This window comes from Litorilituus lipolyticus (assembly GCF_006439335.1).
GTDB lineage: Bacteria > Pseudomonadota > Gammaproteobacteria > Enterobacterales > Alteromonadaceae > Colwellia > Colwellia lipolytica.
On sequence record NZ_SAWY01000003.1, the window covers coordinates 216,173 to 241,396 of the forward strand.

Below are 25,224 nucleotides of genomic sequence, written 5' to 3' on the forward strand. Positions count from 1 at the left end.
TAATTTCATAAAAAATTTGAATAAGCAGGTCATTCAAGAAATAATAACGCCATATATCCCATGTTACGCCGTATTTATGAGTCAACAGCATATTTTACAAGTTAGTGAATTAACTAAAAAAGTCCGCTTTATTCTAGAAAGTGAGCTAAATACTGTTTGGCTCACGGGTGAAATATCTAACTTCATTGCCGCTGGCTCTGGTCATTGGTACTTGTCACTTAAAGACAGTAAATCTCAAGTTAAATGTGCCATGTTTAAAGGCAATAACCGACGTGTCAGGATTTCACCCAGCAACGGGCAACAAGTGTTAGTCAAAGCAAGAGTGTCGTTATACGAACCACGCGGTGACTTTCAATTAATAATTGAACAAATGGAAGATGCCGGAGAAGGCATACTCCGACAACGTTATGAACAATTAAAACAAAAACTGAATGCACAAGGCATTTTCAATACCGCTTATAAAAAAGCAATACCAACAACGATACAACGTGTTGGTGTCGTTACCTCACCAACAGGCGCTGCGGTAAAAGACATTATCAGTGTATTACAAAGGCGAAATCCAAGTATTGAAGTCATAATTTATCCAGCATTAGTACAAGGTGAACTTGCTCAAAACGATATATGCTATGCCATTAACAAAGCAAATACTCACAATGCATGCCAAGTATTGATTGTAGGTAGAGGTGGTGGTTCTCTAGAGGATTTATGGCCATTTAACGAAGAAAGTGTTGTACAAGCAATTTATAATAGCAACATTCCTGTTATAAGTGCTGTGGGTCATGAAGTTGATACAACATTAAGCGATTATGTTGCCGATGTACGTGCTGCAACACCTTCAGCTGCAGCAGAGCTAGTGTCTTCTGACACTAGTGAATTAAGCAATAGAATAACTCGATTAAAACAGCGTTTGATTAAGCAAATGTCGGTGAAATTAGCGATTAAAAAGCAGAGTATTCATCACATAGATCATAGATTAACGCAAGTTCATCCTGAGCATAAATTACAATTGCAACAGCAACGGTTTGATGAATTAAATATGCGCTTGCATAGTAATGTTTCTCGAAAATTAGCTCACAGTAAAATACTGCCAGATCATTTATACCAGCGACTTTTGCATGTTTCTCCTCTAAAAAACATTCAGCAAGAAAAAAATAAGATTCAAGAAAAAGAACAACGTCTAAACATAGCGGTTAATAATTTGCTACAGCATAAACAAGACGCTTTCGTACACGTTATTGAACAATTGCAGTTGGTAAGCCCTTTAGCGACTATTGCACGTGGTTACAGTATTAGTAGAGACAATCAAAGCAAGGTGATCCGGTCAATACATCAAGTAAAAGCGGGAGATGAAATAAATATACAAGTAGAAGATGGTAGTATTAACACTGTCGTTTCATAAAGTAATAACTCGACACTGCCAATAATAACAAGGTGTAAGTACGATACTACACCTTGTTAAGCGTAACTTACATTAAGCGTTACGATTTCTTCGTAGAGCAAGACCAAACAAACCTAAACCAAAAACGGCTAATGTCGTAGGCTCTGGTACTAAAGTCACCGGGCTGTTGGCATCATTAAAATGCACGAATTGACGAGAGGCATCCGCTACCGAAAATTCTAATGAAGCTTCACCACGATTTTCAAAGAAATATAGTTCAATATTGTGAACGCCAGCAGTTAGCGACTTAAATCCTTCAAAACGTCTTTCAGGATGCAAAGTGTTATCATTAATGATCAATTCACCATCAACGAATAAGAACAAACCATCATCATTAAAAGTTCTGAAATAGAAATCACCTGCATCCGTTGCAATGTTACCCGTAATACGGGCAAAAAACGTTTGGTTTAAACCGTGATTTTTTCCTGATGCTCCTATAGCAGAAGCAGAAGGCCATGGATTACTTCCCGCAATATCACCTGCAAAGCCATTAGGATCATCCGTAAAATCAATTTCCCCCCAATAAGTGCTAGTATCAGCTTGATTATTGTTAGCATAATCAATTAACGCATTCACATCAGTAGACCAAAAATCATCATATTGCTCAACTAATAATAAGCTGGCATTAGCAGTACTAGTTACTGCAAAAAGCGCAGCGACTGCTGCAAGTTTTAAACTAGAAAATGTCATTATATAATCTCATTTATTAAATACTTAGCTGTGCATCATGCAAAGTGAATGCGTGCTATAGCAACATTCAAACCAACATAAAATACAACTAATTTACAGTGACTTACAGAACACCAATAAGTCGTTAGCAATCAAGTGTAAAATTAACTGACATCAATTGAATAAAATAAAAACACAATGGTGGGTTATTTCGCCTCTGTTAAGGCAAAGTTTAATAACTCTACAACCTGCTCCTTACAGCTAGAATTAAACTTTACTCCAAATGAAACACCGGTTGAAAGCTGCTTCAAGTTGCAGATATTACCCGCGAGTTTAATATTTCCTGAGCCTTCTATGCTTTCAATTACAATTTCTATATCTTTATCTTCAGCAAGTACTAACTTTTCACCGTTTGCTACATCCAAGTGGCATCCTGAAATAGAGAGGTTGGTGATCGTGGTATTCCAGTACAGATCATCTATTTTCACCTTTCCGATAATATTGGTATCTATACGAATGGCAGAACGTAAATGATGTAATGAAACAGAGTGGGGAAAATCCAATACCATGATACGAGAAGGTAATTGAAGTGTTTGCTTTACCACACTAACAAAAGCAACAATGGCACCTTCATGCCCCTCGATTAAGCCTCGAACAGTAACCGCAGTACCTTGCTTGATATATTGTGAAAAGTTGCCTAACTTGCTGCTATCAGGAAACTGGATAAGGACGTATTGTTTTGGCAGGTAACCTATAAACGTTGTGCGAAATTTATTTTTTTGCCCCGCAGGGGTAGCAATATCTATCGTTATGCTTGAACCAGCATTAAGTAAAGCTAAATTTCGGCTTAACCGAGTAGCCGTCTCAACCTTAGTTGCTTTTTCAGTCATAATTACTCGCAAATATGAAAGGATAATAAACAAATATTGTTTATTATGAATTAGTTAAATTCCTTTAATGACCATAGCCAAATCAAAGAAGAATTGCAACTAAGCCCTATTCATATCCTGCGAGTTTGATAGTTTTACAACTGAAAGCGTTACTCTTCTTTTTTATAACCCTGAGTCGCGCGAGCAATTTTCTTCTGTTGGGTATAAGTTAATTTTTTCTTACCCGCAAAAGGATTAGATGTTTCTTTAAATTCAATGCGAATTGGCGTACCCATTATTTTTAATGATTTACGGTAATAATTCATTAAATAACGCTTATAAGAATGGGGCAGCTTTTTCGCAGAATTACCATGTATGACAATAATAGGTGGGTTATACCCTCCAGCATGAGCGTACTTTAATTTTATACGACGGCCTTGGTGCATTGGCGGCTGGTGATCAAAAACAGCCATATCAAGTATTTTAGTAACCATAGCCGTTGAAATACGTTTGGTCGCTGAAACAAATGCTTCTTCAACCGATTCATACAAATGACCAACACCAGTACCGTGTAGTGCTGAAATAAAATGAATTCGTGCAAAATCAATAAAGCCTAAGCGACGATCTAATTCGCTTTTAACTCGATCTTTATCATGCTCTTCCATGCCATCCCATTTATTAACGGCTAAAACCAGTGAACGACCTGCTTCTAGGATAAAACCTAATAAACTCAAATCTTGGTCGCTAATGCCATCTCTCGCATCTATTACCAGTAAGCAAACATTCGCGTCTTCAATAGCTCTTAAGGTTTTAATGACTGAAAATTTTTCAACGACATCAGAAACATTTTTACGACGACGAATACCTGCCGTATCAATTAAAGTATATGAGCGGCCATCGTGCTCCATCGGGATATAAACACTATCACGCGTAGTACCAGGCATATCATATACAACAACACGCTCTTCACCGAGAATACGATTAGTTAACGTTGATTTTCCTACATTAGGCTTGCCAATAATGGCCAACTTAATAGTATCATTTTCATCTGGTGCTTCTGCTAGCTTTTCATCTAATGACAGCTCGTCATCATCATAACCAAACTCATCTTCTTCTGTTTTTGGGCTTGCTAAGGCTTCAATATGAGGGGTTAAAGCTAAGGTAAGTAATTGAGTAACGCCACGGCCGTGAGCGGCAGCAATTTGATGCACCTGCTCTCCTAAACCAAGAGAATAGAACTCAGCAACAGCTGAATCACCGTCTATACCATCAATTTTATTCGCCACTAAAAAGACTTTTTTATCTTGTTTACGCAAATATTCAGCAATAGAGTGATCTGCAGCGGTAAGTCCATCGCGAGCATCAACTAAAAACAACACGGCATCCGCTTCATCAACAGCCATCAATGACTGCTCAGCCATCACCAAGTCAATTCCTTCTTCATCACCATTGATACCACCCGTATCAATCACAATAAATGAATGCTCTTCTACTTCTGCTTGACCATATTGGCGATCTCGAGTTAAGCCGGGATAATCTGCAACTAACGCATCTCGACTGCGAGTTAGTCGATTAAAAAGTGTTGATTTACCAACATTTGGACGCCCTACAAGCGCAACTACAGGAAGCATGAAAACCTCAAATTTATCGAATTCAGAAATAAGTAACGGCTCCTAAACGTATTGTCTAGGAGCCGTGTATATAATTTTAGCTTAAAAAGACTGTTTAGCCTATTGTTCTACAGTCATTATCTTTGGTGTTTCAATGACTTCTAAATCACCATCTCGTGATTGTGTATAAATGATATCATCAACTACCGTTGGTGTAGAATGTACACCACTTCCATCAACATGATGGCGGGCTACAATCTCACCGGTTTCTTGCTTCATCCAATGAAGATAACCTTCAAAATCACCAACTACAACATATTCATCTACCACAGCAGGCCCTGTTACACCTCGGTTTGTTAAACTCAGGTTGCTCCAACGCTCAATACCATTATTACGATTAATCGCATAAACATGACCACGTGTGTTTGTAATAAAAATATCGTTACGGTGCACGGCTATTTGTCTAAATGAGGAAAACTGACGCTTCCATAACACTCGGCCAGAGGATAAATCGATTGCTGCCAAATTGCCTCGTGAAGAAATCGCATAAATTTTATCACCAAAAACAACCGGTGCTGAGTCAACGTCAATAACACGCTCTAACTCTGTTGAACCTGTTGGCTCGCCAATAATAGTTGACCAACCTTGCTGACCTTTTTCAAGAATGAATACGCCAACTTCACCTTTACCAGTACCAAGAAGAACACCGCCAGACGCGATTACAGGAGCACTTATACCGCGCAAAGTAAGTGCAGGTACATCTTGCTGAATTTTCCATAACTCTTCACCAGTCTCAGCATTAAATGCTTTCATGATACCTGAAGCGGAATTAACCACTAAGATTCCATCATCAATAGCAGGTGCAGTAATCACTTCACCTTTGATATCAGCTTGCCAAACCAGTTCTCCTGTCTCAGCTTCTAATGCAAAGACTTTACCATTCTCCGTGCCTAGGAATACTTTTCCTATACCCGCAATTGGTCCACCCGCAATTAATGCAGAGGTACGGCTATGCCAAAAACTACGCTCATTATTGATATCACTTAAGTCGACTTGCCAAACTTTTTGACCTGACGATTTATCAAAGGCAATAACATCACCCATACGGCTAGCACTAAAGGTTTTACCGTAAGCAACAATTGGCTTAATTCGAGAGAAGTACCCGTCAACACCATCACCAACGCTGGCATCCCAAATGATTTTCGGCTGAAATGCTTGATTAATTTCAGTAAGTTCAGCAACTTTGGTACTTGGGTCTTCATCATCAGTTGACGAACAGGCCATTAATGCAGTGGTCAAAAATAACATTGCTGATATTTTGCCAAAACTTAAGCCATTAGAAATACTCTGATCAAAAAAGCGCATAAACACCCTTATTATTCGCCTGACTTAACTGTGTCGGCCACTACTGGTAAATTAACTGCTTGGGCCAAATCATCAAGTTTCATTTGTAATGAAGGGCTAGTAGCTAGGCCGTCCGCAGCAATTGCTGCTTGATATGCTGTACGCGCTAAATCTTTTTTACCTTGCTGTAAGTAAGTATCACCTTTAATCTCTTCTTTCGCAGCAGTAAAAGATTCAGGTAAAGGCTTAGCCAATGTTGCTAAGGCAGCAGCATACTCTTCGAGTTGAACTTGCACACGCGCTAAACGTATTGTCGCGATTGCTTTTACACCGTCATTTGATGCTTTTTCAATTGCGATCGTTAGTTGCTTTTGTGCTTGCGCCCAATCTTGATGCGTTGCCGCTTCTTTAGCTAGCGCTAAAGCCGTCAATGAAGCATAGCTAGTTGTGCCATTTTCATTGATAAACTTTTCAGCATTAGCAGTAAACTCTTGAGGATTCTTAGTGCTACTTTCCATTAATGCTTGATAGCTATCAGCGAGTGCTAATTCACTTTCTAATACACTATCTTTATATAAGTTAAAACCAATAAAACCAGCAAAACCTATTACAATACCTGAAATAACTGTATTACCGTTTTCCTTCCAAAAGCCCTTAATAGCTTCTACTTGTTGTTCTTCTGTTTGATAAACTTCCACTTGATACCCTTAAATTAACGCTGCTAACAAACTTGGAATTTGCTCAAATGCCAAGTTTTGCTGTTCTTGCTGACCGCGCAAGTATTTAACCATCACTTGCTTTTCAGCTATTTCATTTTCACCTAAAATCAACGCTATTTGAGCACCTGATTTATCGGCACGTTTTAATTGTTTTTTCATGTTGCCACCACCACAGTGACATTGAATTCGACTCTCTGGCACTAAATCACGCCATTGCTCTGCTAACGCATTTGCTTTTATTTCTGCTGCTTCACCCAAAATGACAATATAAGCATCAACCTGAGGACGCACATTATTCACTTTTTCCAAGCTAGTCAACATTAACACTAAACGCTCAATACCTAGCGCAAAACCAAAAGCAGGAGTAGCTTTGCCACCTAACTGTTCAACTAAGCCATCATAACGACCACCAGCACAAATAGTGCCTTGAGCGCCTAGACTTGAAGTAACCCATTCAAATACAGTTCGATTATAATAATCCAAGCCACGAACTAATCGCTCATTCAATACATACTTTACACCAGCAGCATCTAATCGCTTACATAAGCTGTCAAAATGCGCTTGCGTTTCTTCGCCGAAATAGTCAGACAGTTTTGGAGCCCCAACAAGTGCTTCTTGTACTTGTGGATTTTTACTATCTAATACTCGTAACGGGTTGGTGTGCATACGACGCTTTGAATCATCATCTAATAATGCTTCTTTCGTCATTAAGAACGACACTAAAGCATCACGGTAATTTGCCCGCTCTTCATTTGAACCTAATGAATTCAACTCTAGTGTGACAAATTCATTGATGCCAAGTTCCCGCCATAATCGTGCTGTAAGCAAAATAATTTCGGCATCGATGTCTGGAGTCGCAATACCAAAGGCCTCTAGGCCAAACTGATGAAATTGACGATAACGACCTTTTTGCGGCCTTTCATGGCGAAACATTGGTCCCATATACCAAAGGCGTTGCTCTTGGTTATATAACAGGCCATGTTGATTACCCGCACGAACACAGCTTGCTGTACCTTCAGGGCGTAATGTTAAGCTGTCACCATTTCTATCATCAAAGGTGTACATTTCTTTTTCTACGATATCTGTAACTTCACCAATAGAGCGTTTAAAAAGCGCAGTTGACTCAACAATTGGCATGCGAATTTCAGCAAACCCATAATTGCTGGCTACTCGACGCAAAACCGACTCAACCATTTGCCAAACATTCGTTTCGCTTGGTAAGCAATCATTCATACCTCTAATTGCTTGTAACGCTTTACTTTTAGACACGTAATTCTCTCTTTACTATTGCTGTGCGATAGCTAGTTAATCGCACATTGCGTACTAATTGCTAAAAAATATAGCCGCGCATTATACGCAATATCTGGTTAATACCCAAGTGAGCAAGCTAATTTGCTACTCATCTATTTCTTTAATATTTATTTTATGTTGTTCATCAAGCATCTTGGCTTTATGACGAATACGCTGCTCTAACTGGTCGACTAAATTGTTATTATCAAAGCGCTCTTTTTGACGAATACCATCAAGATAAAAACCACTTTTTTTGCTGCTTCCGGTTAATCCTAAGTCAGACACCATTGCCTCACCAGGCCCATTAACAATACAGCCAATAATTGAGACGTCCATTGGCGTCATTATATCTTCAATACGCTGCTCAAGAGCATTCACAGTAGCAACCACATCAAATTCTTGACGAGAGCAACTTGGGCAAGAAATTAAATTAATACCGCGACTTCTCAGTTTTAATGATTTTAAAATATCAAAACCAACTTTTACCTCTTCAACTGGATCTGCCGATAAAGAAACTCGCAAGGTATCACCAATACCTTGAGAAAGCAGCATACCTAGCCCCACAGATGATTTCACTGCGCCACTACGTAACCCGCCAGCTTCTGTAATACCAAGATGTAAAGGGTTATCTATTTGCTTAGCTAATAATTTATAAGATTCAACCGCGAGAAAGACATCTGATGCTTTAACACTCACTTTGAATTCTTGGAAATCGAGTCTATCTAGAATATCAACATGACGCATCGCTGACTCAAGTAGAGCTTCAGCTGTCGGCTCAGTGTAACGCTCTTGAATATCTTTTTCTAACGAGCCACCGTTAACGCCAATACGAATCGGGATATTTTTATCTCGAGCGCAATCAACCACGGCTCTTACACGATCTTCTCTGCCAATATTTCCTGGATTAATACGTAAACAATCAACACCGTATTCTGCGACTTTCAATGCAATTCGATAATCAAAATGAATGTCTGCAACTAATGGAGCATTTACTTGTTGTTTAATTTCTTTAAAAGCTTCGGCTGCATCCATTGTTGGCACGCTTACCCGAACAATGTCTGCCCCAACCGCCTCTAAAGATTTAATTTGCGCAACAGTTGCCGCAACATCAGTGGTAGGCGTATTTGTCATCGACTGAACAGAAATGGGTGCATTACCGCCAACAGGAACATTTCCCACCATAATTTGACGGGATACTCTGCGGATAATCGGGGATTCTTTAAACATAACTTTTTACTTTTAAAAATTAAATCATAAACCTATAAACGCATAAACACTCATAGGTTTCATTTCATCTGAACTAAGGAGAAAGTGGCAAGGTAAACTTGGCAATATTACCAACATTAAATGCTGACATATCCACAGGCTCACCATTGAATTCTATGCTTGCTAATTCTGGCTTACCTAGAGTTACCTTTAATGGTGCCACACCCGTTACAGTCATTACATAACCTGCTTTCTTAACTCCCCATGCAATGCGTTCGCCGGTTGCATCAAAAATGTTTACCCAACAATCACCAGCAAAAGTAAAAACTGCGATGCTGCTCGTTTCAACAGCTGTTGACTCATCAGTTAAAGCATTTGTTTCTATTGCAACGCTCTCAAGAGTTGTCGCTTGTTCATTTGAACTCTGCTGTTGCAAATCAGTACTTTGATTTGAGCTTTCAGGAACTGCTTCTTGCACTGTTACTGCCGTATCTGTTGATTTTTCCTCTAATGCGGTCTGGCTAGATAGTTGCTGTTTTTCTGTTTCACCTTCAGGTGACAATTTAGGCGCAATCGTTAATGTATCACTTTCTTCAGAAACCTTAGTTATTTCACTTGGCTCTGCTGCAGTAGGTAATGCCTTAGGCTTATCTCGACTCTCTTGAACCCACCACATCACGGTTAAACCAATCAAAACGGCAACAATAAAATAGCTAATCCACATTAAACGACTGTGTTCAGCTTGTTTTGCCGTAGCTTTTGAAAAGCTTTGCATTTCACTACGCTGGATATGGGCTGCCCCTAAGGCATCATAACTTGCTAAGACATCTTCTTTATCTACACCAACGACCTTGGCATAACTCGAAAGATAACCGCGATTATAAGTCGCAGGTAATGACTTATCTAAGTTATCTTCTTCAATATCTTTTACTAAAGATATTTTAAAATTTAATCGTAGGGCTATATCTTCTTGGCTCATCTTTAGCTTTATGCGCGCATCACGAAGCATAACGCCAGGGCCAATCATTTCCATATCTTCACTAAGTTCTGCTACTTCTAGCTCAGATTCTTTATTCTTACTCATTTATTTCTGTCACTGTTTCAGGGTCAACAACATAAAGTGTTTCACCTATTCGCACTCTATTATTAGATGAAATATTATTCCATTCTCGTAATGCTTTTATTTTAACATTATATTTCATTGAAATAGCAAAAAGCGTTTCGCCTTTACTCACTTTATGAGTAGTTGGTTTTGCTTCTTGCTTAGGTTCATCTTCAATTTCACCTTCAAGCTCTTCACTTATAGTGGTGTCTTCAATAACCTCTGCTGCGTCTGCCTCATCAGATGCTTTAACTAAATCAGTTTTATCATCACTAAGTGATTCTTCACTGACTTTAGTACTGCTCTGTTTCTCATCAATAGTTGATGTGTTAGGCTGTGCTACCGAACTCTCTGTTTTAAGCGTGTCTTTTTCAGCTGAATTTTCTGAGTTGTCATTATTGACTTTAGGCTCCTCAATAGAGTCAGCTTTAACATCATCTTCAGTCTTTGTACTGGTATCATTTGGCACTTCAGCTTGTTCAACGTTCTTTTCTGTGACAGCTGATAATGAATCGTCTAGCAACAATTGTGCAACAGCAGCCTCTTTTTCAGCAAGCTCTGCACCAGTAATCTCTTTAGCCACTTTTTCTGTGATTACAACGTCAGCATTTGGCTCATGAATAATTACCTCGTCTTGAGGCTCAGGTAATGGAGCATCACGTTTTGCTGGAACAGGAGCTGTTGATGTTGACTCAAGACTATTTTCAACAAGGGTATTTCCATCTTTAACATCATGCTCTTTCAGGACTGCCGCATCTGAGTTATTTTCCAAAGCACTTGATTCTTCAAACTCAGGTAGCACCTTTTCCTTTGCAGATGATAACTGCTCTTCTTGTGCTAACCCTTCTTCAACAATAATTTCAGTTACCTTATTTGAATCTGCTGTTGCCACAGCTTCTTTCTCAAGTTTTGCTTCTACCAGTTGTGTATTTGCTTCATCTTTAACTTCATTTTTAACTTCGTCAAAGCTGTCTGTTAAAGGCTGTGTACTCTCTTGCGTTTCTGCACTTACTTCATTAGCGCTGACTTCATTAACACTAGCAATTGCGTCTTCTGCTTTATCAGACAATTCAGTTGGACTGTCCGCATCAGTATTTTGAGCCAATTGAATTGATTTTTCATTTGAGGCTTCTACCACTGCGACACTGCTACTTTCAGTGGCTTTGACTTCTACGGGCTGGTTTTCGTTTTCAGCAATTAATAATGCTTCTGTTTGTTCTATTTGCTGATTTAATTTAGCTTCGTTGCTACTCGTTCCTTCCGCATTTACTGTAACTTCGTTCGTTTTAGGTTTAGTTTCATCTATTTTAGCTACACCTGTTGATGACTCAGTATTATTTACAACAACTAAAGCAGTAGGTGCTGTAACAGCCTTCGATGCTGCTGAAGCAGTTTCAACCGTGTTGGTTGTATTCTTCCCTACCTCCAGAGAAGACTTTTGCTCTGGGTATTTTTTAACAATCGTTTCTCTTGATGGTAATTTCTTACGTTTACCGGGTGATAATTTCACTACACGTTTATTGGAGCCACTTGGTTGGGTAAACTTATTCTTTTTACGCTGCGTTATTTGATAACGCTTTGCTAGGTTATCAGCTTCAATAATTTCTAATTCATTAAGTAAGTATTGCTGACCTTCCCAAGATTGCGGATACATATTTGCCAACATGGTTCCGTAATTTTTAGCAACTCGACCTTGTCTTAACTTCATATGTAATTTGTACGATAACGCAAGAGACTCTGGCGAGAAACGACGAGTATATTTCTCAAACTTTTGTTGGTACTGCTTTGCTAGATTATAGTTTCCTTTAGCATATTGAAGTCGAACCATTTGAAACAAAGTTCCAGAACTATTAGGGCTATGGTCAATTGCTTTTTCTAGGTAGTATTCAGCTTTATCAAAGTCATCTTCTTGCAAATAACAGGCTGATAAATTTTCATAACTTTTAGCAACAAGAATATAACTTGGTACCGCTATCGCTTTTAAAAACTGTTTTTCAGCTTTATCGACTTGATTTTGGCGACAAAGAAAAACACCATAGTTGTTTAACGTGTCGGCATCATCACTCTTTATAGATAGAGCTTTTTGGTAAGATTGTTCTGTTAATTCGTTCTCACCCACCACTTCATAATAATGAGCAAACGCGGTATAGACTTGAACTAATTCCGGCGAAAACTTTCGTGCTTTTTCTAAATTTAATTTAGCTTGGGCCATATTGCCCATTTTTAAATAACCAAGACCTAACGAAATTCGTGTAGCGGCCATTTCATCTAAGTTGGCTTGATTTTCAACAACAGGCGAATCATTTTCATAATTTTGCGTCACACAAGCAGATAACAACAACACTGAGCTCGCGATAGCTAGTTTCGAAAAAAGTGATTTTGCGTTAAATTTATCCATAATATGCAATGCGGTGAACGCCTCTTGTTTTTATTTTTTGCTAAAGCTAAACACTATAACGTTTTTATTGCGATACTGTCAGCATTAGTTTGATTTTTCAATGCATTCGCTTCATTTATTGCCGCAGTACGTTTTGTTCTATCTAAAACATCACCAGCTAATTGACCACAGGCCGCATCAATATCATCACCACGAGTTCGGCGAGTGATCACCGTAAGTCCATAACTTTGCAACACTTTATCAAACCTGTCGATACGCGAATTACTTGAGCGTTTATAAGGAGAACCAGGATAAGGATTAAAAGGAATTAAATTGATTTTACTCGGTAAATCTTTTAATGCATGAGCTAATTCATGCGCTTGGTCTGTACTGTCATTAACATGGTCTAACATGACGTACTCAATTGTCGCTTGCTTGTTAGCTTTTGAGCCATCAATGTAACGCCCTGCTGCTTCTAAAAACTCTTCGAGCGGATATTTTTTATTTAGTGGTACGAGTTCATTCCGTAATTCATTGTTTGGTGCATGAACTGAGATAGCTAAGGCACAATCGATTTTTTCTTTAAGCATATCTAAAGCGGGGACAACACCTGATGTACTCACCGTAACTCTACGCTTTGATAGGCCGTAACCTAAATCATTTAGCATAGTATCAAGCGCTGGAATAAGGTTTTTCATATTAAGCAAAGGTTCACCCATGCCCATCATGACAATATTGGTAATAGGTCTTTTTCCTGCAATACGAGTGGCTCCAATATCATTTGCCACACGCCAAACTTGACCAATAATTTCAGCCATAGACAAGTTACGATTAAAGCCTTGTTGTGCCGTTGCACAAAACGTGCACTCTAGTGCGCAACCTACTTGAGAAGAGACACATAAAGTGGCGCGATCGTTTTCCGGGATCCACACCGTTTCAACTTCTTGACCACCTTCTAATTTTAAAGCGTATTTAATCGTACCATCTGATGAAACTTGTTTAGTGGCAATTTCTGGTGCAACAATTTCACAGTTTCGCGCAAGCTTTTCTCGTAACTTTTTATTTAAGTTAGTCATTTGCTCAAAATCACTGTAACCAAAGTGATAAATCCACTTCATTAACTGATCAGCTCTAAAAGGTTTTTCACCGATAGAATCAAAGTACTCACGCATACTTTTATGATCGAAATTTAATAAATTTACTTTAGTCATACAACAAGATCTCAACAAGACAAAACAGGACAACAAAACCAGTTAAACAAAGCACTGGCCTAATTTACAAGGGCGCGAATTGTACACTTTTTACGCAAAAATCGCAATTTATCTTTGTATTTAGCTAGGTAAATATAGGCGCCTATTAAATACAAAAAGGATTTTACCAAAGCTTAGGTAAAATCCTTTCACAGAATATAACTCTGTAATTTATTAGCGTTTAAACAAAATATTTTAACTTAGTTTAAGGAGATAAGCGCGGAGCCTACAACTGTAGGTGAGCACTTTCGACGCAAAAATTAGTTAAAGTGTGAAGTTAAATTGCTAATTAACGTTGTTAATCAATATTAACGAGTACGTGGGCAAATTTCTTCATCTGCGAAGAAGTATGCAATTTCACGAGCAGCTGATTCTAAAGCATCGCTACCGTGACATGCGTTTTCATCAATTGAATCAGCGTAATCAGCACGTAAAGTACCAGCTAAAGCTTCAGCTGGGTTTGTAGCACCCATGATTTCACGGTTTTTAAGAACAGCGTTTTCGCCTTCTAATACTTGTACCATAACTGGACCTGAAGTCATGAATTCAACTAAAGCACCAAAGAAAGGACGCTCGCTGTGCTCAGCGTAGAAACCTTCAGCTTTTTCTTTGCTTAGGTGAACCATTTTTGAAGCAACGATTTTTAAACCAGCAGTTTCAAAACGGTTGTAGATTTGACCAATAACATTTTTAGCTACTGCATCAGGTTTTACGATAGAAAAAGTACGTTCGATAGCCATGATAAGCCCTCTTTTCTCAAAATAAGTGAATTAAAATATGTATTTTAAAATACGGTATAAATTTTGGGCGCGATTATAGACGAAAAAAAAGTAAAAGCCTAATGATACTTTTTATACAAGAAATCATCAGAAGCTTTTACTTTGGTAGATAAGTCTAAATACATTCGAACAGCCGATTAAATTCAGCCGCTTAAGATTTTTCTTTCTTCAATTGAATGATCAGATCAATGTGAGGGATCAGGGCTTCAATCTCTTTAAGCTGCTCTCTAAGACTCTGCCACTGCGTTAATTCTAATTTACCTGAATCTAAAATGGCGCACTTTAATTCCTCAACGAGTGAATGTTCATCATGAGACTCAATAAATTCATTAATTCGCAGCAAGTCATCTAAATCAGCTTGACTTAATATTGCTTGCTCATCGGTAGCTAATGCTTTTTTATTCATAAGAAACCCCACTCGTTACTACTGGCATTAATATAATGTTATACGCTTGTTCGACGATACTGTCGGTATTCAGGCTTCCAATAGTTTCGCTCTATTTTATCTAAGAGTTCTTCGTCAGAAAGTGCTAAGGCTAGCTCTTGCTCAAAAGCCACTTTAGAAATAGCAAAAGCGATATCTTTACTTAATTGCCCAATGCCAGTTAGCGGAGGTAGTAAATCTTCACCATCATTGTTAGCAATAGGTGAAGCCTTTGCTAAAGTTTCACTTGCCACCATTAACATTTCATCGGTAATGCGTTTAATGTTAGCAGAAATAACTCCCAAACCAATACCTGGGAATATATAACTGTTATTACATTGCGCTATTGGGTAAGTGTTACCTTGATAAACTACAGGCTCAAATGGGCTGCCCGTAGCAACCACTGCTTTACCTTTAGTCCAGTGGATGACTTGACTAGGTGTAGCTTCGACCTGACGTGAAGGGTTACTCAACGGGAAAATAATTGGCACAGGACAATGTGAATGCATCGCTGTAATCACTTCCTCTGTAAATAAGCCCGCTTGACCTGATACTCCAATAAGTACATCAGGCTTAGCGCCATGCACTACTTCAACTAATGATGCATATTCTCCTTCAATAGCCCAATTATCGAGTGCAATAGTTGGTTGCACTAATCTTTCTTGGAAGTCACGTAAGCCTTTCATACCTTGCGTTAGTAGACCATACCTATCTACCATAAATACTTGGCTACGCGCTTGTAATGGCGAAATACCTTCACTGATCATTTGGGAAATAATTTGCTCGGCAATACCACAGCCAGCAGAGCCTGCACCAACAAAAGCCACTTTCAATTGTGACAATTTAACGCCTTTACGGCGACACGCCGCTAACAAAGTGCCCACGGTAACGGAGGCTGTTCCTTGAATGTCATCATTAAAGCAGCAAATTTTATTACGGTAGCGTTCTAATAACGGCATCGCATTAGGTTGAGCAAAATCTTCAAACTGCAACATAATATGTGGCCAACGACGTTTCACTGCGCTAACAAATAACTCTAAGAATTCATCATAAGAGTCCTGATCGATACGCTTATGACGCGCCCCCATGTACATAGGATCATCTAGTAATTTTTGATTATTTGTCCCAACATCTAACATCACAGGTAAAGTATAAGCTGGGCTGATACCACCACAAGCGGTATACAAAGATAATTTACCAATTGGAATACCCATGCCGCCAATACCTTGGTCACCTAGCCCTAATACGCGCTCTCCATCAGTTACTACAATAACCTTTACTTTATTTTTTGTAGCGTTACGTAAAATGTCATCAATATTGTATCTATCTTGATAAGAAATAAATAAGCCGCGTGAACTACGATAAATGTCTGAAAATTGCTCACAGGCATCACCTACAGTTGGGGTATAAATAATCGGCAACATTTCAGCTAAATGATCTTGCACCAATTTAAAGAACAAGGTTTCATTATTATCATGAATAGCACGTAAATAAATATGCTTGTTAATGTTAGTGTGAAAAGAGCTGTATTGACGATATGCCCGATCGGCTTGCTCTTCAATTGTTTCAAAGCGAGGTGGTAACAAGCCAGTTAAGTTAAAGTTAATACGTTCTTCGTCACTAAAGGCACTACCCTTATTTAATAACGGCGTTTCAAGAAGTGCTGGACCGGCATAAGGAATATAAAGAGGGCGCTTTGTCTGTGTCATGGTGGCTGCTACTTATCTATCAAATGAATAATTTTGGTGAATAATGAAAATAGACTGAATCTATAGCGGCTGAGTATAATAGATCTAATAGTTATAGCATAGTCTAACCAGTGCAAGATAAAGAAATTATTCTGCAAAAATGCAAGACTATTCACTTAATTATACCTATTAAAGTGTTAGTCCATTTCATCCATCCATGCTAACTGAATAGCTTCTAGCACTCTTTCTCCACAATGTGCTGGATCATCATCAAATCGCTCTAAATCTAGCACCCACTGCCTAAGCTCAGTAAAATGTAACTTATAGGGGTCAACATCTTCATGTTGTTCGATTAAATCAAGTGCGATCTCAAGTGAGTCGGTCCACTTTAAGCCTTGTGTATTCATTACTAATTATCTCAATTGAAGATCAAATGAAACCAAAAATAATCTGCCACTAGCATTAAGGCTAGCCATAGCAATATCATTCGAGTTTTTCGACAAAACTTGCAATCGGTATGCCACCATTGCATCAACTTATTCATCATTAATACCAGTTAACTACTTAACTTAGTGTAGCGTTAATTTTAAAAAAGTATGAATGAGTTTATCAGGAATTTGGCGCGAGAAAGCGAATAAAAAAAGCCAGAGCTAAAGCACTGGCTATAAATGATCTTACAAAGTTGCGAGCAATTGTAGGCTGATAATGTTATTTCCCTGTCATTTACACTTAACGTTTACCAATCCCCATAAAAGTTATTATCTCATGAGTTAACCGAAAAATGTGTGCTTAAAAATAGTCAACCAGTTAGATATTTAGAATACTATTTCTTCTATTAGATATTATGTAGAATATAATCACCACATTATTAAGGTTATTAACATTATGGATTCATTTGATAAGCATATACTTAGTATTTTACAAAAAGACAGTACACTTTCTACCAGTGAAATTGCACAACAAGTTGGCTTATCAACAACGCCTTGCTGGCGAAGAATTCAAGCGATGGAAAAGTCAGGTGTCATAAAGGCTAGAGTTGCGTTAGCCGATCCTGAAAAACTCAATGTTGGCTTAACCATTTTTGTCATGGTAAAAACCAATCAGCACAACCCAAAGTGGTTAGCCACTTTTGCTGAAATAGCCGATGAATTCCCAGAAATTGTTGAGTTTTATCGTATGAGCGGCGCTGTAGATTATTTACTGCGCGTGGTGGTGCCTGATATGAAAGCCTATGATCATTTCTACAAAAAGCTGATCACTAAAACGGACTTTGCCGACATCAGCTCAAGTTTCGCGATGGAAGAAATTAAATACACGACCGCACTGCCTATTGATTATATTTAGTGATTTAACTGAATATAGCTAAACGGTTTTTCTAATATCAAGTTTCTCAATTATTTGAGCATATACTGCGTAACTTGCATAACCTAGAATAGGTAAAACAATCACCAACAAGGGTAAAGCGACAATTAAAGTAAACGCCATAATTGATACTAAGGTACAAGCCCATTTAAGCATTAACCATTTATGGGAAAACACTTTTTTTACGCCAAAGGTTACCGCATTTACAAAGCCCATTTGCTGATGAATGATTAAGGGGATGGCAAAAACGCCCAATGAAAAGCCGATAATAGCCATAACGATTCCGACTAAGCCACTATGAAATAGATACGAAATAATTGAATCTCTTAACTCAGGGTTAGTAAAGAAGCTCTCGTTTAATGGAATGGGTTCAACGCCAAAATATAAGCCATAAATCACTAAGGCATCTGTTATCCAAATAAAATAGCAAAGACATAAAATAAAGACTAAAAACCAAATACCTTGGTTATTTTCACCTTTTATTTTAATTAAATCTGAAAACGCAGGCTTTTTACCTTGCTGCAATACAGCAGCAGCTTGCTGAAAACCGATGATTAAAAGTGGGGCGATTAAAAAGAAGCCCGCAATGAAAGGAATAATTACTAATGCCGCGTCAACATTAAGCAATAGCCAATATAATATGCCACCAATTAAACAAAAAAGACTACTAAATAAAATACTGATGGTTTTCGAAGCTAAAAAACTACGCCAGCCAAAGTGAAGCCATTGCTTAATTGAAAATTGATTTGCTTGAGTGTTCATAAATCCATACCTAAAATCATACTACTCAAAGCATAACCAATAGATAGCTACTTAAGCTTGATTCAAAACAGTAAAAGGTAAATGTCACTTATAAATTAATATACATTATAAGTAATTATCGAATAATAAAACGATTGGTTATTTACTATTCTCAGTCTTTTAACATACCCTACTAGCATGAGAACTATCACTTTATCATTAGCCGCGAGCTTAATATTAATATTGAGCTTACCTATTCAAGCCAAAAATACGCTTCGCTTTTGCCAAGGAGAAATGCCGCCCTATATATTCAAGCAGCAAGGTGAAAAACCCGTTACTGGTATTTGGCCAACAGTGTTTCAGGAGGTCTTTAAAAACCGAACAGATATCACGATTGAGTCTGTTGTTTTGCCGTGGAAGCGTTGCCAAAAAGAAGTGTTATACGGCAAGTCAGATGGCTTTTTTATGGCAACCAAAACGCCCAAACGAGCGAACGATTACCTTTTATTACCAAGCTTTCACACCTTACGTATTCCCTACTATTACTCTACTAAAGCTTACCCGCAAGGCTTTACTTGGAACAGTTACAATGATCTTAAGGATAAAACCATTGGAATTTTAAGAGGTTATACATATTTTGCTGACTTTCACCAAGCGTGGGACAATAAGCAACTCAATGCTGAATATGGCGATGATATAGAAATTAATTTAAAAAAATTATTCAATAATCGCTTAGATTTAGTCTGGGATTGCGAGCGAATTGTTAATTATCATCTTAAAAAATTGCATTATACCGATGTCATTAAAGAGTCGACTGGCAAGCATCACATACATGAAGTAGGTCAGCATATTGGCTTATCAAGAAAAGGCAATGCCCTGAAATACCAGAATTTCATTATTAAAAGACTCACTGAGATGCAAGCATCTGGCGTGTTAGAAGAAATAATTAACCAAGACTATTAGCCATAATAACAACTTGATTTCTACTAGTTTAATGTTTACAAAAAAGCCAACGATAGCTTGTATATCGTTGGCTTATATATACCAGCTCATCATAAATGATGAAACATTACCGTTTATTTAGTTACTTTACGCTTCAACGTTACTCAAATTAAAACTGCGCAGTAAATGATAAACTGTAACTTTTAAAGTCATTATTACTTTCATTAGTGCTTGCATACCCTGCGCTCAATGAATAGTTATCATTGAAGAAATGCGTCGCAGCTAAACTGTAACTTTCATTTTCATTGTAACTTGCAGAAATTGAGGTGTTTTTATTAAAGTAATAGCTTGAACCAATCGACCAATAGTCATCCACATCTATAGAATCTGAATCGGTATTATCAAATGTATAAGCAGCACTTACCGTTAAATAACTGCCATTTTCAAGTGATTTAAAATACTTAGTAGAAAGCGCATGAAAATCTAATTCTTCATCAGTGTTATAGCTAAAGCCAATATAATCATTGTCATTGAGTGTTAAGTCATAGCTTGCACGAAAGGTAAACAACTCCCCTGTTTCATGATACGTTGACTGAATAAGAAAATTCTCTGAAATTAAATAACCCAAGCTAAGTGAGTACGCACTGTCACTATCACTATTGCTATCTCTATGATGTGTTCTATTTTCTTCAATAATGGTGAATGTATCAGTATATTCAGAATCTTGGTAGCTATAACTGCCCCCTAAAACGAAACCGCCAACAACCCATTCCCCCCTTACATTGATAAGATTATTTTCATTACTACTTTTATAAGAAAGAGGCGTACGATTTTCATAACCCCCAATATAAAATTGGTTATTACTTACATAATCTGATGATGAGTATAAATATCCAACGGATATATTACTTAGCGTATTTATATAATCAAACTCGTTTAATGGGCCTTTGGTTTTTCTACCTTCGAAGTAATACTGAGAATTTATATTAAAGGTCTCACTATCAACATTCTCATATTCTGCTTGATAGTAACCAAGAGAAGAAAACGATTGAAAACTTTTTGCTTCATTCGCTTGGCTTGAAAAGGCAATAGGTAATACAGTAATAGCTGCAGCAATGAGAGATAATTTCATTTTGAACATCCTTTTAAGTTGAATTTTTATTTAAAAACTAAGTAGTTGACGCGCATTGTATACAAAAGAAATCAGGAAAACTAGCGACAGATATATCATCTTACATTTTTAAAAACTTTTTAAAGAATCAATATTGATTCTTTAAAAAGTTTCCTACACAAGCAATAACAAAATGTCTTAAAACATAGTTAGTTAGCCAAAAACACGTGCCGCCCAGCGGGTTAATCCTGCGGTAACACTACCAAAATGATCACCAATAACTACAGGCGTATTTGGCATTTGCTTGGTTAAAAACTGATTAATGACAGGTGACTTTGCTGTACCGCCAGTGACAAAAACCACATCAGGCTGACACTGTGCCTGTTCAATGGCTTGTTGCATAATATTAGCTATAGTTGCTAATTCTTGATGTGCAGCTTTTGCCATTAACTCCCTTGAAACCGTTACTGACAACTCAGGGCTAATATCTGTTAAATCTATTGGCGTTAAATCACTCTCCGTTAAGGCTATTTTTCCTTGTTCTGCGCCGTTAACCATACGATAGCTTAATTTTTGTTCTTGTAAGAGTAACAATCGTTCTATTAATTCAGGCTGCTTGGCATCTCGCTGTAATTGCTGTAAATATCGTCTGTTACTTTGGCTATAAAATTCAGTTTGATCATTAATATTATTAATGGCCATAGCTTGCCAATAGCTATAACTCGGTACAGGCTTATTAGTTTTCAATAAGCTATCTAAACCAAATTCTGGCATTAAGCCTTTTAGCGCTAATTGAATATCAAAATCATTGCCGCCAATCCGTACACCACTATGGCCGAGCAAATGATCTGTTCTATCATTAAGTAATGAAAATTCAGGCCCCATGAGTAGCATTGAGCAATCAGTCGTGCCGCCGCCAATATCTACCACTAATACTTTTGTTTCTTTATCTAGTGTACTTTCAAACTCAAATCCTGCTGCAACGGGCTCATATTGAAACTCAACATCACGAAAACCAACTCGTTTTGCCGCATTCGTTAATACACTAATAGCTTGTAGGTTACTCTCTTCCCCTTTCAAACCTTGAAAGTTAATTGGTCTACCAATAACGGTTTGCGTCACTTCTCGGTTGAGCTTTTCTTCTGTTAGGCTTTTGATATTACTCATCATAGCGGCAACAATATCTTCAAATAAGTTGATTTGCTGTGGCATTAAACCGCTTGCACCTAAGAAAGATTTAGGTGATTTAATATAATAGCCTTCATCAGGCTCAGCCAAATAAGCAGCTAAGGCACCATGTCCAAAAGAAAGCTCAGTTGATATACCATCTAATGCTAATTCACGCGCTACACTTTGCCCTTTTTGTAAAGGCATCAAGCGAAGTTCTTTGAAAGTTTGCTGTTCTTGTGAAGGTAGTTGCTGATAAAGCCAATTTACAATAATTTCACGACTTGGTGCATATAACGTTGAGGGTAAGTAGCAGCTATTATCGGTGAGTTTTATTAGCGCTGGTTGATTATTTTCCATCACCCCTACAGCACAGTTAGACGTACCGTAATCAAAACCTATCATATTGTTACCACGCATTATTACCACACAAAGGAAAAAGGCCGCGTAGCATACTGAGTTCGCTTTATTAATGCAACTGACACCTCAAGTAACTTTATACAATATATTGCCGAATCTACATCTTTGTGCGATATTACTATGCAGCTAAATCGTATAATTATTAAATCAAGGGAGCTGATAAAAACTAAATACGCTATATAAAGGTATGATGATGTCAAAAAGTATTCGCTCTAAATTTTTACTCTATGTTGCTGGCGGTGTCAGTCTCGTTCTAGTTATTGCCTCTGCACTTATTATTAGCAAAGTTAGTAATAAAACAGAGCAGCAAGTTAATCACGCCTTACAGACGAATCTAGCCCTTGAGGCCAATAAAATACACGGCTTTATTGATAAACAAGTGAGAGGGTTAGAAGGTTTTTTTCGCACACCGTCTCTTATAAACTGGACCGATAATCACAGAGCTTACCTTACAGATACTTCAACAAAAGAATATCAACTGTTTCTACAAACACTTAAAGGTGAATCAAAATCTGATCCTTACACTAAATCGGTATTTTATGGCTCAGAGCATACTGGCGAATACCTTGATGAGCATGGGGTCTATAAACAAGGCGAGTATGATGTCAGAACACGCGATTGGTACAAAGAAATAAAAGAAGAAAAGCAATGGGTTATGTCAGATGTGGAACTTCACCCTGCCGATAACTACATTTACACCGCTATTAATATTCCTGTTTTCAATTTTAAAAATGAATTTATTGGCGCAGGTGGCGCTGATATTTTAATAGACAGCATTGCAGAGTTTGTTGATCAGGCAAAATATCAAGGTGAAGGTACTGCTTTTTTAATGACAAAAGAAGGAAAAGTAATTTACTTCCCACTTAACGAGGGGGAGATAAAGCATAATCAAGTGATTAATGAACTCGATAAACAAGATGGTATGAATGGCTTTACTGATTTAGCCTTGCTTGCAAATCAAAATATGCAAGGTGTTTCAGAAGTTCTACTAAACGGCAAGTCACATGTTGTTGCTTACCAAGCAATTATTGATGACAAACCACAGATGCATTGGGTTATCGGTTTATTGGTAGATAAAAGCACCGTTTACAGTCCGTTATACGATACTGTTAAGCTGTCAATTTTTATTGTTATATTACTTATCACGACAGTTGGTATCATAATTTCATTTGTTGCTAAATCAGTTACTAGTCCGTTAACTGAATTACATAATGCCATGATGGATGTGGCAAGCGGCGAAGGTGATTTAACTAAGCGTATTAAAGTCAAATCAAATGATGAAATTGGTGAATTAGCCAAAGCCTTTAACCAGTTTACTGCACAAATTCATAACTTAGTGATAGACATTAGCCAAATGTCAGATAAGCTTAATCATTCAATTCAAAATGTTGGCTCATTAACCACTAAATCTGCCTCTAAAATCGCTAACTCTCGAAATGATGTTGCCAATGCAAGCGGTAATATTGATGAAATGAGTAGTGCCGCGAAAGAAATAAGTAGTACTGCACAAACTGCCGATGAACAAGTTACTGAAGCCTGTGAAATAACGCTTCAAGGTAAGTCACTCATAGGTTCGACCGTCTCAGTAATGAACCAAGCACAAACACAAATTCAACAATCTGTTACGGCCATCTCTCAACTAAAAGTCGATAGTGAATCTATTAGTAGCGTAGTTGAAGTTATTGAAAACATTGCGGAACAAACCAATTTATTAGCCTTAAATGCCGCCATTGAAGCAGCACGAGCGGGTGAAAATGGCCGCGGCTTTGCCGTGGTTGCTGATGAAGTGAGAACTCTTGCCAGTAAAACTCAGCAATCTACCGATAGCATTCAAGCAATGATCAACAATTTACAAACGAGTGCCTCATCGGCTGAAGAATTGATTTTAACTAATCAAAAGCAGTTTAGCCAAACCGTGGCACAAGTAAATGATGTAGATAACATTTTAAGCCAAATTGATTCAACAATAGATACCGCAAGAAAGCTAAACGTTAGCATCAACCAATTAACGCAACATCAAAATGGTTTATCTGAACAAATGACCTCCATTATGAGTAATATTGATGAATTCGCTGACTCAGCCAATATTGATTCTGCCACAGTTAATGAGCATGTTTTATCTATTGAGAGTAACTGCCAATCGTTAGATAGCTTAGTTAAGCGCTTTAAAATTGCTTAATGGTTTACCTATAAGGAAAAAGTGCACTGCTATTGTCTAAATTCATAGCAGTGCGACAATTCATGGATGTAAATCAACAGAAGTTCCTCTAAACTAACCTTCAATCAATTCAGATAATTTTAATAGGTTCATGGCAGAAATTACCTTTAACCAGCAAGAAAAAGAGCAGCTGGTGCTCAAAATACAGAATTATTTTAACGATGAGCTTGCCCAAGATATTGGCCAATTTGATGCGGAGTTTTTATTAGACTTCTTCGCCAAGGAGGTAGGTGGTTATTTTTATAACCGTGGCGTATTTGACGCCCAAGCTATCGTCAGTGATAAACTTGAAAATGTTAACGAAGTGATTAATGAAGCACTGTTTGAAATAGAAAAGCCAGTAAAATAAGTACTGGATTTTTTATTACTAAAAGAAAAAGGCTCGTTAAACGAGCCTTTTTTAATATTTATGACCCGTCCTAAATAAGGTTGACACTTTTCCACGATTAAATTGGAGAGTGTTATGAAATCAATCACTAAACGAACTCAAAGAGATTA

At 37.7% G+C, this 25,224-nt stretch carries 22 protein-coding genes; 5 read left to right on the forward strand and 17 right to left on the reverse strand.

Annotated elements, in window-relative coordinates; all coding sequences use genetic code 11:
- The first annotated feature begins 76 nt into the window (after positions 1–76).
- Positions 77–1,399 (forward strand): exodeoxyribonuclease VII large subunit, encoded by a 1,323-nt coding sequence (gene xseA / locus EPA86_RS02395; RefSeq protein WP_140601478.1) that lies wholly within the window; start codon positions 77–79, stop codon positions 1,397–1,399.
- Positions 1,400–1,471: 72 nt separating this feature from the next.
- Here xseA and EPA86_RS02400 read toward each other — a convergent pair whose 3' ends face one another.
- The 14 genes from EPA86_RS02400 to iscX form a co-directional block, all read right to left on the reverse strand.
- A complete protein-coding gene (locus EPA86_RS02400; RefSeq protein WP_140601567.1) occupies positions 1,472–2,128 on the reverse strand; it encodes a PEP-CTERM sorting domain-containing protein in 657 nt (218 codons plus the stop codon).
- 185 nt (positions 2,129–2,313) lie between these two features.
- The gene (locus tag EPA86_RS02405; RefSeq protein WP_140601480.1) at positions 2,314–2,997 is read right to left on the reverse strand and encodes a PilZ domain-containing protein; all 684 of its coding nucleotides are present in this window, start codon (positions 2,995–2,997) and stop codon (positions 2,314–2,316) included.
- A 149-nt stretch (positions 2,998–3,146) separates the two neighbouring features.
- On the reverse strand, positions 3,147–4,607 hold the full coding sequence (gene der / locus EPA86_RS02410) for a ribosome biogenesis GTPase Der (protein ID WP_140601482.1): 1,461 nt from the start codon (positions 4,605–4,607) through the stop codon (positions 3,147–3,149).
- Positions 4,608–4,706: 99 nt separating this feature from the next.
- Positions 4,707–5,951 (reverse strand): outer membrane protein assembly factor BamB, encoded by a 1,245-nt coding sequence (gene bamB, locus EPA86_RS02415; protein ID WP_140601484.1) that lies wholly within the window; start codon positions 5,949–5,951, stop codon positions 4,707–4,709.
- 11 nt (positions 5,952–5,962) lie between these two features.
- Entirely contained in the window at positions 5,963–6,628 is a 666-nt protein-coding gene (locus tag EPA86_RS02420; RefSeq protein ID WP_140601486.1) for a YfgM family protein, read from the reverse strand.
- Positions 6,629–6,637: 9 nt separating this feature from the next.
- Positions 6,638–7,918 carry a histidine--tRNA ligase gene (gene hisS / locus EPA86_RS02425; protein ID WP_140601488.1) on the reverse strand — a complete coding sequence of 427 codons (1,281 nt, stop codon included), beginning with the start codon at positions 7,916–7,918 and terminating at the stop codon, positions 6,638–6,640.
- 126 nt (positions 7,919–8,044) lie between these two features.
- Entirely contained in the window at positions 8,045–9,166 is a 1,122-nt protein-coding gene (gene ispG / locus EPA86_RS02430; protein WP_140601490.1) for a flavodoxin-dependent (E)-4-hydroxy-3-methylbut-2-enyl-diphosphate synthase, read from the reverse strand.
- Between the two features lie 73 nt (positions 9,167–9,239).
- The gene (locus EPA86_RS02435) at positions 9,240–10,229 is read right to left on the reverse strand and encodes a RodZ domain-containing protein (protein ID WP_140601492.1); all 990 of its coding nucleotides are present in this window, start codon (positions 10,227–10,229) and stop codon (positions 9,240–9,242) included.
- Positions 10,222–12,645, reverse strand: a complete 2,424-nt coding sequence (pilW, locus tag EPA86_RS02440; RefSeq protein ID WP_140601494.1) for a type IV pilus biogenesis/stability protein PilW — start codon at positions 12,643–12,645, stop codon at positions 10,222–10,224. Before pilW ends, EPA86_RS02435 begins: the two co-directional genes overlap by 8 nt.
- A gap of 53 nt (positions 12,646–12,698) precedes the next feature.
- Positions 12,699–13,835, reverse strand: a complete 1,137-nt coding sequence (gene rlmN / locus EPA86_RS02445) for a dual-specificity RNA methyltransferase RlmN (RefSeq protein WP_140601496.1) — start codon at positions 13,833–13,835, stop codon at positions 12,699–12,701.
- A 347-nt stretch (positions 13,836–14,182) separates the two neighbouring features.
- Positions 14,183–14,614, reverse strand: a complete 432-nt coding sequence (ndk, locus tag EPA86_RS02450) for a nucleoside-diphosphate kinase (RefSeq protein ID WP_118958363.1) — start codon at positions 14,612–14,614, stop codon at positions 14,183–14,185.
- A 190-nt stretch (positions 14,615–14,804) separates the two neighbouring features.
- Complete coding sequence (locus tag EPA86_RS02455; RefSeq protein WP_140601498.1) at positions 14,805–15,059, reverse strand: hypothetical protein; 255 nt, start codon at positions 15,057–15,059, stop codon at positions 14,805–14,807.
- 38 nt (positions 15,060–15,097) lie between these two features.
- Positions 15,098–16,786, reverse strand: a complete 1,689-nt coding sequence (locus tag EPA86_RS02460; protein ID WP_140601500.1) for an NAD-dependent malic enzyme — start codon at positions 16,784–16,786, stop codon at positions 15,098–15,100.
- A gap of 176 nt (positions 16,787–16,962) precedes the next feature.
- On the reverse strand, positions 16,963–17,172 hold the full coding sequence (gene iscX / locus EPA86_RS02465) for a Fe-S cluster assembly protein IscX (protein WP_140601501.1): 210 nt from the start codon (positions 17,170–17,172) through the stop codon (positions 16,963–16,965).
- Positions 17,173–17,650: 478 nt separating this feature from the next.
- On the opposite strand from iscX, the gene EPA86_RS02470 reads away from it, so the two are divergent.
- A complete protein-coding gene (locus EPA86_RS02470) occupies positions 17,651–18,109 on the forward strand; it encodes an Lrp/AsnC family transcriptional regulator (RefSeq protein ID WP_140601503.1) in 459 nt (152 codons plus the stop codon).
- A gap of 18 nt (positions 18,110–18,127) precedes the next feature.
- Here EPA86_RS02470 and EPA86_RS02475 read toward each other — a convergent pair whose 3' ends face one another.
- Entirely contained in the window at positions 18,128–18,889 is a 762-nt protein-coding gene (locus tag EPA86_RS02475; protein WP_140601505.1) for a DUF2189 domain-containing protein, read from the reverse strand.
- A gap of 177 nt (positions 18,890–19,066) precedes the next feature.
- Between EPA86_RS02475 and EPA86_RS02480 the strand changes: the two genes are divergently transcribed.
- Positions 19,067–19,831 (forward strand): substrate-binding periplasmic protein, encoded by a 765-nt coding sequence (locus EPA86_RS02480; RefSeq protein WP_140601507.1) that lies wholly within the window; start codon positions 19,067–19,069, stop codon positions 19,829–19,831.
- Positions 19,832–19,979: 148 nt separating this feature from the next.
- Here EPA86_RS02480 and EPA86_RS02485 read toward each other — a convergent pair whose 3' ends face one another.
- Positions 19,980–20,942 carry a putative porin gene (locus tag EPA86_RS02485; protein WP_170309544.1) on the reverse strand — a complete coding sequence of 321 codons (963 nt, stop codon included), beginning with the start codon at positions 20,940–20,942 and terminating at the stop codon, positions 19,980–19,982.
- Positions 20,943–21,134: 192 nt separating this feature from the next.
- Positions 21,135–22,508: a molecular chaperone gene (gene yegD, locus EPA86_RS02490; protein ID WP_246058216.1), complete on the reverse strand. Its 1,374-nt coding sequence runs from the start codon at positions 22,506–22,508 to the stop codon at positions 21,135–21,137.
- 193 nt (positions 22,509–22,701) lie between these two features.
- Here yegD and EPA86_RS02495 point away from each other — a divergent pair, with 193 nt between their 5' ends.
- Together EPA86_RS02495 and EPA86_RS02500 are read left to right on the forward strand one after the other, a co-directional pair.
- Positions 22,702–24,687: a methyl-accepting chemotaxis protein gene (locus EPA86_RS02495; RefSeq protein ID WP_170309545.1), complete on the forward strand. Its 1,986-nt coding sequence runs from the start codon at positions 22,702–22,704 to the stop codon at positions 24,685–24,687.
- A gap of 130 nt (positions 24,688–24,817) precedes the next feature.
- On the forward strand, positions 24,818–25,075 hold the full coding sequence (locus EPA86_RS02500; protein WP_140601515.1) for a DUF2164 domain-containing protein: 258 nt from the start codon (positions 24,818–24,820) through the stop codon (positions 25,073–25,075).
- Positions 25,076–25,224 lie beyond the last annotated feature (149 nt).

Excerpts from the sequence above, each read along its gene's own strand:
- der (WP_140601482.1), bottom strand. The coding sequence starts at position 4,607 with ATGCTTCCTGTAGTTGCGCTTGTAGGGCGTCCAAATGTTGGTAAATCA.
- pilW (WP_140601494.1), bottom strand. The coding sequence starts at position 12,645 with ATGGATAAATTTAACGCAAAATCACTTTTTTCGAAACTAGCTATCGCG.
- EPA86_RS02485 (WP_170309544.1), bottom strand. The coding sequence starts at position 20,942 with ATGAAATTATCTCTCATTGCTGCAGCTATTACTGTATTACCTATTGCC.
- EPA86_RS02470 (WP_140601503.1), top strand. The coding sequence starts at position 17,651 with ATGGATTCATTTGATAAGCATATACTTAGTATTTTACAAAAAGACAGT.
- iscX (WP_140601501.1), bottom strand. The coding sequence starts at position 17,172 with ATGAATACACAAGGCTTAAAGTGGACCGACTCACTTGAGATCGCACTT.
- EPA86_RS02495 (WP_170309545.1), top strand. The coding sequence starts at position 22,702 with ATGTCAAAAAGTATTCGCTCTAAATTTTTACTCTATGTTGCTGGCGGT.
- EPA86_RS02455 (WP_140601498.1), bottom strand. The coding sequence starts at position 15,059 with ATGAATAAAAAAGCATTAGCTACCGATGAGCAAGCAATATTAAGTCAA.
- EPA86_RS02480 (WP_140601507.1), top strand. The coding sequence starts at position 19,067 with ATGAGAACTATCACTTTATCATTAGCCGCGAGCTTAATATTAATATTG.
- rlmN (WP_140601496.1), bottom strand. The coding sequence starts at position 13,835 with ATGACTAAAGTAAATTTATTAAATTTCGATCATAAAAGTATGCGTGAG.
- ispG (WP_140601490.1), bottom strand. The coding sequence starts at position 9,166 with ATGTTTAAAGAATCCCCGATTATCCGCAGAGTATCCCGTCAAATTATG.
- yegD (WP_246058216.1), bottom strand. The coding sequence starts at position 22,508 with ATGCGTGGTAACAATATGATAGGTTTTGATTACGGTACGTCTAACTGT.
- EPA86_RS02460 (WP_140601500.1), bottom strand. The coding sequence starts at position 16,786 with ATGACACAGACAAAGCGCCCTCTTTATATTCCTTATGCCGGTCCAGCA.
- bamB (WP_140601484.1), bottom strand. The coding sequence starts at position 5,951 with ATGCGCTTTTTTGATCAGAGTATTTCTAATGGCTTAAGTTTTGGCAAA.
- EPA86_RS02400 (WP_140601567.1), bottom strand. The coding sequence starts at position 2,128 with ATGACATTTTCTAGTTTAAAACTTGCAGCAGTCGCTGCGCTTTTTGCA.
- EPA86_RS02405 (WP_140601480.1), bottom strand. The coding sequence starts at position 2,997 with ATGACTGAAAAAGCAACTAAGGTTGAGACGGCTACTCGGTTAAGCCGA.
- EPA86_RS02435 (WP_140601492.1), bottom strand. The coding sequence starts at position 10,229 with ATGAGTAAGAATAAAGAATCTGAGCTAGAAGTAGCAGAACTTAGTGAA.
- EPA86_RS02475 (WP_140601505.1), bottom strand. The coding sequence starts at position 18,889 with ATGAACACTCAAGCAAATCAATTTTCAATTAAGCAATGGCTTCACTTT.
- xseA (WP_140601478.1), top strand. The coding sequence starts at position 77 with ATGAGTCAACAGCATATTTTACAAGTTAGTGAATTAACTAAAAAAGTC.
- ndk (WP_118958363.1), bottom strand. The coding sequence starts at position 14,614 with ATGGCTATCGAACGTACTTTTTCTATCGTAAAACCTGATGCAGTAGCT.
- EPA86_RS02500 (WP_140601515.1), top strand. The coding sequence starts at position 24,818 with ATGGCAGAAATTACCTTTAACCAGCAAGAAAAAGAGCAGCTGGTGCTC.